General features: G+C 58.4%; 14 protein-coding genes. 4 read left to right on the top strand and 10 right to left on the bottom strand.

Translation table 11 applies throughout. The annotated features are described in order from the left end of the window. Positions 1–8: 8 nt before the first annotated feature. From PMI32_RS12560 to PMI32_RS12590, 7 genes are all read right to left on the bottom strand, one after another. A complete protein-coding gene (locus PMI32_RS12560) occupies positions 9–635 on the bottom strand; it encodes a response regulator transcription factor (RefSeq protein WP_008030344.1) in 627 nt (208 codons plus the stop codon). Positions 636–885: 250 nt separating this feature from the next. Continuing rightward, a complete protein-coding gene (locus PMI32_RS12565; RefSeq protein ID WP_008030342.1) occupies positions 886–1,278 on the bottom strand; it encodes a response regulator in 393 nt (130 codons plus the stop codon). Positions 1,279–1,453: 175 nt separating this feature from the next. Then, entirely contained in the window at positions 1,454–2,782 is a 1,329-nt protein-coding gene (locus PMI32_RS12570) for a deoxyguanosinetriphosphate triphosphohydrolase (protein WP_008030339.1), read from the bottom strand. Positions 2,783–2,851: 69 nt separating this feature from the next. Beyond that, positions 2,852–4,015, bottom strand: a complete 1,164-nt coding sequence (locus PMI32_RS12575; RefSeq protein WP_008030337.1) for an EAL domain-containing protein — start codon at positions 4,013–4,015, stop codon at positions 2,852–2,854. 124 nt (positions 4,016–4,139) lie between these two features. Next, positions 4,140–4,481, bottom strand: a complete 342-nt coding sequence (locus tag PMI32_RS12580; protein ID WP_008030336.1) for a hypothetical protein — start codon at positions 4,479–4,481, stop codon at positions 4,140–4,142. Next, entirely contained in the window at positions 4,478–4,867 is a 390-nt protein-coding gene (locus tag PMI32_RS12585; protein ID WP_008030334.1) for a phage holin family protein, read from the bottom strand. Before PMI32_RS12585 ends, PMI32_RS12580 begins: the two co-directional genes overlap by 4 nt. 2 nt (positions 4,868–4,869) lie before the next feature. Further along, positions 4,870–5,184, bottom strand: a complete 315-nt coding sequence (locus tag PMI32_RS12590) for an ElaB/YgaM/YqjD family protein (RefSeq protein WP_008030332.1) — start codon at positions 5,182–5,184, stop codon at positions 4,870–4,872. A gap of 305 nt (positions 5,185–5,489) precedes the next feature. On the opposite strand from PMI32_RS12590, the gene PMI32_RS12595 reads away from it, so the two are divergent. Beyond that, complete coding sequence (locus PMI32_RS12595; RefSeq protein ID WP_008030330.1) at positions 5,490–6,698, top strand: ammonium transporter; 1,209 nt, start codon at positions 5,490–5,492, stop codon at positions 6,696–6,698. 1 nt (position 6,699) lies between these two features. Here PMI32_RS12595 and PMI32_RS12600 read toward each other — a convergent pair whose 3' ends face one another. Next, complete coding sequence (locus PMI32_RS12600; RefSeq protein WP_008030327.1) at positions 6,700–8,412, bottom strand: cation:proton antiporter; 1,713 nt, start codon at positions 8,410–8,412, stop codon at positions 6,700–6,702. 210 nt (positions 8,413–8,622) lie between these two features. On the opposite strand from PMI32_RS12600, the gene PMI32_RS12605 reads away from it, so the two are divergent. The 3 genes from PMI32_RS12605 (at position 8,623) to PMI32_RS12615 (ending at position 10,307) form a co-directional block, all read left to right on the top strand. After that, complete coding sequence (locus tag PMI32_RS12605) at positions 8,623–8,859, top strand: glutaredoxin family protein (RefSeq protein WP_008030325.1); 237 nt, start codon at positions 8,623–8,625, stop codon at positions 8,857–8,859. 165 nt (positions 8,860–9,024) lie between these two features. After that, the gene (locus tag PMI32_RS12610) at positions 9,025–9,345 is read left to right on the top strand and encodes a hypothetical protein (RefSeq protein WP_008030323.1); all 321 of its coding nucleotides are present in this window, start codon (positions 9,025–9,027) and stop codon (positions 9,343–9,345) included. 71 nt (positions 9,346–9,416) lie between these two features. Beyond that, positions 9,417–10,307, top strand: a complete 891-nt coding sequence (locus PMI32_RS12615; RefSeq protein WP_032828803.1) for a pseudouridine synthase — start codon at positions 9,417–9,419, stop codon at positions 10,305–10,307. A 70-nt stretch (positions 10,308–10,377) separates the two neighbouring features. On the opposite strand, the gene PMI32_RS12620 is transcribed toward PMI32_RS12615, so the two are convergent. Together PMI32_RS12620 and mobA are read right to left on the bottom strand one after the other, a co-directional pair. Further along, positions 10,378–10,599, bottom strand: a complete 222-nt coding sequence (locus PMI32_RS12620; protein ID WP_008030318.1) for a YgdI/YgdR family lipoprotein — start codon at positions 10,597–10,599, stop codon at positions 10,378–10,380. A gap of 76 nt (positions 10,600–10,675) precedes the next feature. Further along, complete coding sequence (mobA, locus tag PMI32_RS12625) at positions 10,676–11,278, bottom strand: molybdenum cofactor guanylyltransferase MobA (RefSeq protein ID WP_008030317.1); 603 nt, start codon at positions 11,276–11,278, stop codon at positions 10,676–10,678. Between the last annotated feature and the right edge of the window lie 72 nt (positions 11,279–11,350).

Here is an 11,350-nt window from a genome sequence, read left to right as displayed (position 1 = left end):
CCTGTGTCTCACACCAATGCGTTACGTTTTGCCATCTCGATGAGTTCAACCAGGGACTTGGCTCTGAGTTTTTGCATGAGCCTTTTTTTGTAGGTGCTCACAGTCTTGTTGCTCAGAAACATGCCTTTGGCAATTTCCTTGTTGGTGCGGCCCTGGGCAAAAAGTTGCAATACCATCAGCTCTCGGTCGTTGACTGACTTGAACAGTTCCAGTTCTGCGCAGCGCACCTCATCGCCGCGAACAGGGTTCAGGGCCTGGCTCGGAAAGTAGTTGTAACCGGACAATACTGCTTTGATAGCACTCACCAGTTCACTCAGGTCTTCCTGTTTGCATACATAACCTGAAGCACCGGACTGCATGCAGCGAATACCGAAAAGTGTCGGGCACTGTGCAGTTAATACCAGTGTTTTAAGGGGGGTACTCATTGCGTTGAAGCGGGCGAGAACTTCGAGGCCATCCAGTTTCGGAATACTGATATCGAGAATGACCAGGTCGGGCATGCATTCGCGAACCATCTGCATGGCATCGACCCCATTGTCGGTTTCGCCGACGACTTTGTAGCCTTCGTGCTCCAGCAACATTCGGACGGCAAGACGGATGACGGGGTGATCGTCGACAATAAAAACGGAGTTCATAATCAAATCCCATACGAGCTCTAATAAAGCGCGCACCTTAGCTCAGATAGTTGAGGGGACGCATGAACTGACGGACCACAAGCAGCAATATAGGAAAAATCCTACAAACGAATAGGAAAGGGGCTACGAATCAACTAGGTTTTTAATGAGGATGGCTGGAAGTTGCGTGTGATCAGTCAGTCTGTTGGAAGTTTTTGTTTGTTGTTTTCAAGTTGTGTATTGATAAACAGTTGTCGCAGTTGTGCTGTTTTCATAATAAGGCCAAGGTCAATAAGTTTCTGAATTCGGATTGTTTCAAGGGTTTGATCAAATAGCCAAGTAAGGGGAGCTCGTGTTCGTTGGCTGTTTTCTCAAGTTCATCAAGTTCTGTACAACTCAAGCTGCTTAACAGTATGGCCTGCCTGATCATTCCTCGCTGGCTGGCGAACTGGACAAGATCAAGTCCGGGAAGGTCGGGCAAACATTGATCGCACAATAGAAGATCGAACGGTTGCACAGCCCTGAACATTTGCTGCAACGCGCCTTTGGCACTGTCGGTGGTGGTCAGTTGAGTGAAGCCGTAACTTTCAAGCAGGTACTGAGTTGCCCTGAGTTGAAAGGGATGATCTTCCACCAGCAGGATGCGCAGGTCGTCTTTGAACATGGAGTTATTCACGCTTCGTCTCTGGGGCGCGTGATTATTTCGCGAGTATTCCGAGTAATCGATCAGCTTGCTCGACGTGAGGTGTAGGGCGATTCAGCGAACGTTGAGTGCACTTGGGCGTTGGGAGGCTGATCAGCCATTTCAGGCGGCGTAATGGCTGATCTGCCTTCTCTCATCAGTGGCTCGAACGACCGGTCATCTCCAGGGCCATTTCGCTGGCATAGCTGTCGGTCATGCCGGCGATGAAGTCAATCATGCGCAGGAACGACGTGTGCAATGGCCCGTGAGGGTCTGGCGCGTTGTTACCCAGCAAATCGAGGATGCGACGGCTCTTGAACGAAGGCGTCCGACCGTTGTGCTGTTCCAGCGCTGCGCCGCAGAAGGCATTGAGAAGAATTTCCAGCGTGGTATAGGCACCGATTTCGTGCAGGGTCTTGCGCTTGTCCTGAAAGATTTTCTTGCGCGCCATGTCCTTGGCATTCAGTACGCAACGCTTGGCCGGACCGTGCATGTGTTCCACCAGATCACCGGGCAGTGTACCGGCCAGCAATGCATCCTGTTGCTCGACAAAAGCGCGGGCGGCGGCGTTGGTCAGGTGTTCGATGGCTTTGCCGCGCAGGATCGCCAGTTTGCGTCGCCGCGAGTCCCGCGGACCGAGCTGGCGATAGGTTTCCGGCAGATCGTCGCCGACCAGGTCCAGCAACAGGGACTCGACTTCAGCGTACTCCAGCAACTCCATTTCCAGACCGTCTTCCAGATCGATCAGCGCGTAGCAGATGTCATCGGCGGCCTCCATCAGATAGACCAGCGGATGGCGGGCCCAGCGTTGCTCTTCGAGTTGCGGCAGGCCGAGTTTATGAGCGATCTGCTCCAGCAGCGGCAGCTCACTCTGATAGCAGCCGAATTTGTGCTTCTTGTAACCCAGCGAATCGGCGTGCATGGCCGTCCATGGGTATTTCAGGTAAGTGCCCAGCGTGGCGTAGGTCAGCCGGGTACCGCCATCGAACTGATGGTACTCAAGCTGCGTGAGCACCCGGAAACCTTGGGCGTTGCCTTCGAAGTTGAGGAAGTCATTGCGTTCGGCTTCGCTCATTGCATCCAGCCAGCCGCGGCCGGCAGCCTGTTGGAACCAGTGACGGATCGCATCTTCGCCGGAGTGGCCGAACGGCGGATTGCCGATGTCGTGGGCCAGGCAAGCGGATTGCACCACCATGCCCAGATCACTGGGTTCGCACCAGTCGGGCAGGGCGCTGCGGATGGTTTCACCGACACGCATGCCCAGCGAGCGGCCGACGCAACTGACTTCCAGCGAGTGGGTCAGGCGCGTGTGGATATGATCGTTGCTGGTGACCGGATGGACCTGGGTCTTGCGTCCGAGGCGGCGAAACGCTCCCGAGAAAATGATGCGGTCGTGGTCTTTGTGGAAAGGGCTGCGGCCGAGTTCTTCCGGGCTGTGCAGCGGCTTTCCGAGGCGTTCGCGGGTAAGCAGGGTTTGCCAATCCAAGGCTGATTCTCTCCGTCAGGTGACTGATGCCTTTAGCTTCCCGGTTCGCGTCAGGACCTGCAAGCGGAACTACAGACCCGCGGCGTCGATATCGATGAGCAGCAGTCGCTCGCCGGTGGCGAAAAATTGCCCGGCGGTGAGGCAGTACTGGTTGCTGGTGGCGTCGCGGTAAGTGTTGGAAAGCGTCAGTCGGCGCTCATCCCAACCCTCCGCCAGCAAATGATAAAAGTACGGACGCCATGACCAGTTATGGCCCAGGTAGCGATCGTCGGCTTCCCAGCCACTGTTGCGCCATTCGAGGTTGGGCGTCAGTTGGGTGCCGTGGCGGTCGCATTGATAGAAACGCAAGAGCCAGGGAAAGGCGTCCAATTGTGGCAATGCGCTCAGCGGCGCGCGGGCCTGGGCCCAGGCTTGCAGAATCGCCATCAGCTCGCAAAGTTGCTGGCGCATGATCATCAGGCGACCGCGCTCAGCCAGTTTCTGCTGTACGTAGCGCTGACGCAGCTGGGCGAAGCGCTCGACGAAGGCGTCGGTGGCAAAGAAGTCAGCCTGCGCGCGGGCAAACAGAAAACCCTGCACATAGCGCGATCCGCACTCCAGGGCAAAATTCAGTTGAGCGTCGGTTTCCACCCCTTCGGCAATGATCCAGCAGCCGGTTTTCTCCGCCATTTGCGCCAGGGCCTTGACCACGTCGCTGCTGGGACCGCCCAACGCCGCGGCCTGGAACAGTCGCATGTCGAGCTTGAGAATGTCCGGTTGCAGGGCCAGCACGCGATCAAGCTGTGAGTAACCGGCACCGAAATCATCGATGGCGATTCGCGCACCGGCGTGTCGGTATCGCGCCACCACGTCAGCCAGACGCTGGATGTCGCCGCCCAGTTCGGTGATCTCGAACACGATTCGCTGCGGGTCGACGCCGTGCCGGCTCAATTGCTTGAGGCTCGGCAGTGCCTGGTCCGCACGCAAGCGACTGATCCAGCGCGGTGACATGTTCAGGCTGAGAAACCACTCCGGGGGCGCTTCATGCAAACGACTCAGGGCGTTATCGCGGATCTGGCGGTCCAGGCGACGCAGGGCGATGGCGGGTGTTCTCGGGTCGGCGAACAGTGGACCCACCGAGGCCAATTGACCGTCGGCCTGACGCAGTCGGCCCAGTGCTTCGACGCCGGCGATACGGCCGGTGGCGGTATCGATGAACGGCTGAAAGCAGGCGAGCGGTTGCCCGTCGATCACGAGGCCTCCTTAGTAAGGTCTTGTTTTTGGATTAAACCTGATGCCGGGTAGGCGCGCAGGTTTGAACCCCTCGATAAAGAGGTTCATCCCGGAGATGTTGCAAGAATGCAGCCAGCTAGTGACTTCAGTGTTTGGGCGAGTTGCCTTGCAGAATCAGCTTGATCAGCGGCCCCAGCGTGGTGCCTAGCCGAACCAGTCGGGTCAGGCTGCTGACGCCACCGCTTTTGGCGCCCTTGCCGGTCAAAAAGCCCAGCAGGGTCACGGCCGCTACGCCCCAGAGCGGGGCGTGCTTGATGCCGAAGCCGTCTTGCAGGTTTTGCGTCATCCCGCGCACACGTTGCAAGGGGTGCAGCAGTTGCGCGGATTCGTGACGGATTTCCTGGCGATGCATCTCCATGCGCAGACGGATCAGCGCCTTGCGCATTTCCGTGCGCGAGCTGTTGTGAGGCAGTTCAGGCAGGCTCATGGCAGCAGGCGCTCCCGATCGTTGGCCAGTTCTTCCAGGGTGCCATTGAAAGGCGAGGACTCATCGAAAACCGCTGCTCTCAAGCGCATCGCGCAGAAGATGGCCGCGAGGGTATAGAACACGCAGAGCCCGATGATGGCGGGCAGACGATAGGTGTCCCAAAACAGGATCAACACCAGCGTCGACAACCCCACCAGCAACAGCAAGGCAAACACCAGCGCCAGGCCTGCGAACAGCAGCAGGCTGACGGTGCGGGCTTTTTGTTCCTGCAATTCGATGCCGAACAGTTCGACATGGCTGTGCAGCAGTCCAAGGAAAGCGGCACCCAGGCGCCGCGATGAGGAGCTTGGGCCCGTCTCGGACGAGCCGGATTCACCGATCGCCATAATCAGCGCCGTGTTGCCAGCAGACCGATCAGGAAACCCACGCCGGCCGCGATCCCGACCGATTGCCATGGGTTGGCCTGAACATAGTCTTCAGTGGCGGTGACGGCGGCCTTGCCGCGTTCGCGCAGGGAGTCTTCAGTCAGTTTCAAGGTTTCGCGTGCACGCAGCAGGCTGTCGTGGATCTGTTCGCGCAACTCATCCGCCTGATCACCGGCCAATGTGGCGGTGTGTTCCAGCAACCGCTCGGTGTCGCTGACCAGAGTCTGAAAGTCGTTCATCAGGATTTCTTGAGCAGTCTTTGCCTTGATGCTGGCCATTGGTGATCTCCGTAAGTGGCTTCTGTTGCGTTCGAGTATGAGCCTTGCGCGAAGGTTCAGTACAAATGACTGGTACAACTTTTGCTATGTCGTGGTGCGTCAGCCCGCGTGTTTGCGCTGTTGCTGGGCAAGAATCGAGCAAAACCTTATCTCAAATAATGAAACCTCGCGCAAAGGTTCCAACCTTGTGCGCCAAAGTGACTCATCGGGATCAATGGACTGATCCGGCGAAGTTGCAACTTGGTGCATGAATTGTCTGCGTGAACTGCTTTGGTGCTTTTTTCGCCTTCAGGTCTGCCAACTCCATGGAAAATCTGCAAAGCGCTGTGGACAGTCTGGTCCATAGCTCCAACACGTTGTTCATTCTGATCGGTGCAGTCATGGTCTTGGCCATGCACGCCGGCTTTGCCTTTCTCGAAGTCGGCACGGTTCGACAGAAGAACCAGGTCAACGCCTTGTCGAAGATCCTCAGCGACTTCGCCATTTCGACCCTTGCCTACTTCTTTATAGGCTATTGGATCTCCTACGGGGTCACCTTCATGCAACCGGCGGCGGTGATCAATGCCGATCATGGTTATGGCCTGGTGAAGTTTTTCTTTCTGCTGACGTTCGCCGCAGCCATACCGGCAATCATTTCCGGCGGCATCGCCGAGCGCGCCCGGTTCGTTCCGCAGTTGTGTGCGACGGCGTTGATCGTGGCGTTCATCTATCCCTTTTTCGAGGGCATGATCTGGAACGGCAACTTTGGCTTGCAGGCCTGGTTGCTGGCGCGCTTTGGTGCCAGCTTCCATGATTTCGCCGGTTCGGTGGTGGTCCATGCCATGGGCGGCTGGCTGGCATTGGCGGCGGTGTTGTTGCTCGGGCCGAGGCAAGGTCGCTATCGCGAGGGACGCCTGGTGGCGTTCGCACCGTCGAGCATTCCCTTCCTGGCCCTGGGCTCGTGGATTCTCATCGTGGGCTGGTTCGGTTTTAACGTGATGAGCGCGCAAACCTTGCAGGGCGTCAGCGGGTTGGTCGCGGTGAACTCGCTGATGGCCATGGTGGGCGGCACCGTGGCGGCGCTGATCGTCGGGCGCAATGACCCGGGCTTTCTGCATAACGGTCCGCTGGCCGGGCTGGTGGCGATCTGCGCCGGTTCCGATCTGATGCACCCGGTCGGCGCGCTGGTGACCGGCGCCATCGCCGGGGCGTTGTTTGTCTGGTGCTTTACCGCTGCGCAAGGCAAATGGCACATCGATGACGTATTGGGTGTCTGGCCGTTGCACGGTCTGTGCGGTGTCTGGGGCGGGATCGCCTGTGGCATTTTCGGTCAGAGCGCACTGGGTGGCCTGGGTGGGGTGAGCCTGATCAGTCAGTTGATCGGAACCTCCCTCGGGGTGGTCGTGGCGCTGGCCGGCGGCTTCACCGTGTATGGCGTGATCAAGGCGTTCCATGGCCTGCGCCTGAGTCAGGAAGAAGAGTATTACGGCGCGGACCTGTCGGTGCACAAGATCGGCGCCGTGAGCCAGGACTGAGTCAGGTTTCTTCATCGTCGGCACCGGGATAAAAACCGTGCAGCAGGCGATAGCGGTCATGCCGTATCTGGTCGGCCCGCTCTTGGACCTGATGCGCGGGTATACCCAGCATAATCAGCGCGTGGGAGGCGAGCATCAGGCTCGACTCCAGCAATTCGGGCACGACTTCGCTGGCGCCGGCTGCTTTCAACTCGGCCAGTTGGCTGTCGTCCCGAGTGCGAACCAGGATTGGAACGGTCGAGTTTAATCGGCGCGCCTCCTGGAGAATCAGTAACGCGATATCGGCCTGGTCCACGGCAATCACCAGCAGCCTGGCGCGCGCCAGTCCTACCGCCAGCAGCAGTTCACCGCGTCGTGAGTCGCCATAGTGCACACAGGTTTCACCCACGGCGGCTTCCTGGACACGCACCGGATCGGTGTCCAGCGCGATATAGGGCTGCAGCGCATTGCGCAGCGCTCGCCCGATCGACTGACCGACGCGACCATAGCCACAGATCACCACATGGCTGTGCAATCCGGCGTTAAGCGCGCTTATTTCGTCGAGTTTGGCTTCTTCGTTGGGCTTGCGGTGCAGACGCGTTGCGATGCGGGGCGCGGAACGCAGCAACAGTGGCGTCAGCAGCATCGAGCAGAAAGTCGCGGCCAGCAGCAGCCCGCCGAGGTCGGCGGGCATCATTTTGTTTTGTTGCATCAGGGCCATCAACGCGAAGCAGAACTCGCCGCCCTGGGCCAACGCCAGGCCGCTGCGCCAGGCGGTTTCGACATCGCTGCCGCGCCATTTGACCAGCAGCGCGACCACGCAGCCTTTGATCAGCAGCAAGCCGAGGGTCAGACCGAGGATCAGCAGGCTGTGGCTGGCGAATAACTGCAGGTCGATCAACATGCCGATGCTGACGAAAAACACCCCGAGCAGAATGTCGCGGAACGGACGGATATCGGCCTCGATTTGATGGCGGTAATGACTTTCCCCCAGCAGCATGCCGGCGAGAAACGCCCCCAGGGCAGGGGAGAGACCGAGCAGGTGAGTCAGCCAGGCGGTCAGCAGCACAATGACCAGCGCCAGCAGCACAAACAGCTCGGCGGAGCGGGCCGCCGCCACTTCATGGAACAGCCGCGGCAGCAACCAGCGGCTGGTCAGCAATAGCCCGACGAACAGCACAACGGTCTTGCCGAGCGTCACAGGTAACGCCCAGTACCAGGCCTGATCGCTGTTCCCGGCGAACACTGGCACCAGGGTCAGCAGCAACACCGCCACGACGTCCTGGAACAGCAGCACCGCAATGGCGTTCTGGCCGTGGCTGCTGAAAATCTCGCCGAGACTGCCCAGCTCCTTGCTGACAATGGCGGTGGACGACAGCGACAGACCGGCACCGAGCAGCAGCGCAGGGGTTACCGACATGCCGAGCAACATCAGCACCCCCCCAAGCAATGTCGCGGTGACCAGTACTTGCAGGCCGCCCAGCCGGAACACCACGTGGCGCAATGCGAGCATTTTCGTCAGGGAAAACTCCAGCCCGAGGGAGAACAGCAGGAACACCACGCCCAGCTCGGCGAGGTCGGGCAACTCCTCGCTTTCATTGACCCAGTTGAACGCGGTCGGCCCGATCATCAACCCCACGCACAAATAGCCCAGCACCGGTGGCAGGCGCAGGCGCTGGAACAGTGCAATAACCACCAGAGAGGAGGCGAGGATGATCAACAGGTTGGCGAACACAAAAAACTCCGGTCAAGGTGCGAATTACTCAAGCGTAGAGGCAAAAAAAGCCGCGAGCATCGCGCAAGTGACATTGCGCTTGAGTGATTTGAGTCAGGGAGTTGCCGAAAACTTTGGAAATGCGCCGTTGCCAAGGCGCCTGAGTCATTGGCTCGACTGCTTCTTATAGCGGGCCTAGAATAAACGCTCACTTTACCGGGTTCTGTGCTCATGCCTCCTGAATGTCAGCTTTTCGGCACCCTTGGGTGCCATCTTTGTGAAGTGGCCGAAGCCATGCTGATGGAATTTGTCGAGCGCGGTCTGCTGGTCGAGCTGGTGGATATCGCAGAGAACGAATCATGGTTCGAAGCTTACAGTTTGCGCATTCCGGTGTTACGGCGAGTCGATACCGGCGCTGAGCTGGGTTGGCCATTCAGTGCCGACCAGGTCGTGGCGTTCCTGCGCTGACCTCGACATTTTTCTCGATTCCCATCTGTCGCTGTTCTCGTTTCGGTCATTGGCGAAATGCAGGTTATTCGGTTACTGTATGTGCATACAGTTATTCCGATCACCTGCCGTGTTCTCTTTATTGCGGATTCAGGCAGGCGATCCCGGAAGTCAGAGGGATGAATCTTGGTCAATGTCGAACAGTTGAAGAACAGCGTGAACCGGATGTCGGTGGACGTAGTGCGTGAGGCCGTCCACGAGTTGCGTCTGGATGGCCTGGTCACGGAAGGAAAAACGCCGTTCAATAAGCTGCATTTCAATACCTGTTTCGCTGAAATCGAAGCATTGTTCCAGCGCGCGGGTTATCACCGGCAGCTGGACGTCGTGGGCTATCAGGGCTTGTTGTACGCACTTTACGATCCGGGTCGCTGGGAGGCGGTCGATGTGTTGCGCTGGCTCAAGGAGTTCACTGAAGCGGCGGCGCGCACGCAGTCGATTCCGGCCTGAGGATTCTCTGCTAGGTTCGGTCCGGCCTCTGTTGGATAATGCCGCCCTGCATTGAGGGTCAGAACTTCCGTATGTCCACTTCATCTTTTTCTGCTGCGCACAGCCAGGCCAGTACGCTCTACTTGCCGCCCGGCCCGTGGCAGACCGTACTTGAATGCCTGTGCGAGCACTTCAGTGCCATCGGTCGCGAGCAATGGCTGGACCGAATCGCCCGTGGTCGGGTCCTCGACGGGCACGGTGCGCCAATCGCCCTTGATCTTCCTTACAAGGAAGGCCTGCGGATTCACTACTTTCGGGAAGTGCCGGACGAAAAGCCGATCCCTGTGGTCGAGTCGATTCTGTACGCGGACGAGCACCTGGTGGTGGCTGACAAGCCGCATTTCCTGCCTGTGACGCCAGCCGGTGAATATGTCGAGCAGACGCTGCTACGACGGTTGATCCGTCGGCTGGATAACCCGCACCTGGTACCGTTGCATCGCATTGATCGGCATACGGCGGGGCTGGTGCTGTTTTCAGCCAATCCCCAGAGCCGTTCCGCGTATCAGTCGTTGTTTCCAACGCGGCAGATCGAAAAGCGCTACGAGGCTATTGCCAGGGCATTGCCGGAACTGACCTTTCCCTTGGTCCACAAGAGTCGGCTCGTTGATGGCGAGCCTTTCTTTCGCATGCAAGAGGGGCCGGGCGCCAGCAATACCGAGACGGCTGTCGAGGTCAGGGAGAAGAACGGCGATCTCTGGCGATATGCGCTTTACCCGGTGACAGGCAAGAAACATCAGTTGCGGGTGCACATGACGGCTTTGGGGGCCAGCATCTGCAATGACCCGTTCTATCCGCAAGTGCTCAAGGATGTCGAAGACGACTATGCCAATCCGTTGAAGTTACTCGCACAAGGGCTTCGGTTTGTGGACCCGGTCACGGGTGAGGAAAGAGACTTCGAAAGCGCTATCACCCTGCAATGGTGATGGCCGTTCTTCAGCCACGAAAAAGCCCGCATAAAGCGGGCTTTTCTGTATCCGGTTGGTGCCGCAAAGATTACAGCTCTTTGACGGTACGAACTTGATCCTTGTTGACGCGGGTTTGTTTGCCGTCCAACTGTTCAAATTCGTAGAAACCCGATTCCTTATCGTATTTTGGCGAGTCTACAGCCTGGATTTCGCGACCATCATTCAAGGTGATCACTGCAGGCGATGCGCAACCGGCAAGGGTAGCGAGGCCGAGTGCGAGCATGAAAGCGGCGAGGGTCCGTTGAGTCATGTGTGTGTCTCCGAATATGAATTCTTTTAGTAACTGAGCTTGAGACGTTCGCGACACGCGCAAGTTCATTCTCGTGTCAGTCTGACACAGTGTTGTGGGCACTTAACAGTTCCGGTGTATTGAGGTTGGCCAGGCGAGGATCGTTGTCGGGGCATTGCAGCGCCGTGGCGCCCAGTTTGCGCATGAGGCGCCCCGGGCTGCGTTCGCCGTCATTCCAGGCACTTTCGAACGCTTCTCGCAGGGCAACCGGAATGATGCACAACAAGGGTTCCCAGTGTCCGTCATGGCGCAGCATCAGCGGTTTGTCCGGATGCTCGCTGGCGGTTTCGCGCATGCTGTGGAGCAGCGCGGCATCGATGCGCGGTACGTCACAAGGCAATACCAGCAGATGCGCATGACGAGCGGCCTTCAGGCCTGCACGCATGCCAGCCAACGGACCGGGGAAATCGCCTTCGTCGTCATGGACCAACAGGTCGGCGTAGGGCGCATACTTTTCCAGGTTCCTGTTGCAGGAGATGATCAGGTCATCGCTCAACGGACGGGTCTTGCGATGCAAATGCGCGATCAGTGGCTCGCCGTGCCACTCGATCAGCCCTTTGTCCTGACCGCCCATGCGTTGGCCGCGCCCCCCTGCCAGGAGCAGAATGGAACAGGGTGGCAAATGTGTATTCGAGGTCATGGCAGGTCTCCATGGGGGCGGCGAAAAAAGGAGGCGCTGTGATATAACACCGGGCTGTTTCTCCTACAACTG

Origin of the sequence: Pseudomonas sp. GM60 (assembly GCF_000282415.1) — a bacterium.
Lineage (GTDB): Bacteria > Pseudomonadota > Gammaproteobacteria > Pseudomonadales > Pseudomonadaceae > Aquipseudomonas > Aquipseudomonas migulae.
Note: the sequence above shows the minus strand (reverse complement) of the source record. Positions and strands in the feature narration are given on the sequence as shown.